General features: G+C 60.8%; 2 pseudogenes. One reads left to right on the top strand and one right to left on the bottom strand.

Features of this window, described 5'->3' with window-relative positions:
- Positions 1-186: pseudogene (locus tag TR36_RS14485) on the bottom strand (alkanesulfonate monooxygenase); the annotation flags it as partial.
- A 53-nt stretch (positions 187-239) separates the two neighbouring features.
- On the opposite strand from TR36_RS14485, the pseudogene TR36_RS14480 reads away from it, so the two are divergent.
- Positions 240-511: pseudogene (locus tag TR36_RS14480) on the top strand (division plane positioning ATPase MipZ); the annotation flags it as partial.

Below are 511 nucleotides of genomic sequence, written 5' to 3'. Positions count from 1 at the left end.
GGGCTGCATTTCGCCACAGCGTACAGCAGCCAGCATGTTGATCCGGTCGGTAATCGGGGCGCAGCCCGCCACGAAGGACAGCGTGTCCTGCCCCACCTGATAGGATGACGGGCACAGGATGTTTCCGAATCCCTGCGCTTCGGCTGTTTTCACGATGTCGGAACAATGCGCCCAGGATGACCGCAAATCGTTTTCCGGCACGCCCAGATGGCGATAATCGTCGGAGCAAAGTGCTGACCGATTTCGACCTTCTGGCGCGGATCGATACGGAAACCGGTAAGGTGATCGGTCCGTCGATCTATTCCGAGATGGTGTGGAATGCGCGGCAGATGCGGGCGCAGGCGGGGTTGAAGCCCATCGACTGGATCGTCTTGCGCAACCGCCTGGGGNCGCAGCAGATGCATAACAAGAAAANGGTCGGNCGCCGCGCTGGAGGATCTGGCCCGCCGCATCGGCTTTCGCGTAGCCCCCGGCTTTTCCGAGCGGGTAATTTTCCGCGAGCTGTTTCCAC

The sequence above is a fragment of the Falsirhodobacter sp. alg1 genome (assembly GCF_000739715.2).
Taxonomy (GTDB): Bacteria; Pseudomonadota; Alphaproteobacteria; order Rhodobacterales; family Rhodobacteraceae; genus Falsirhodobacter.
The sequence above is the reverse complement of the archived record's forward strand: the minus strand, read 5'-3'. Positions and strand labels throughout refer to the sequence as shown.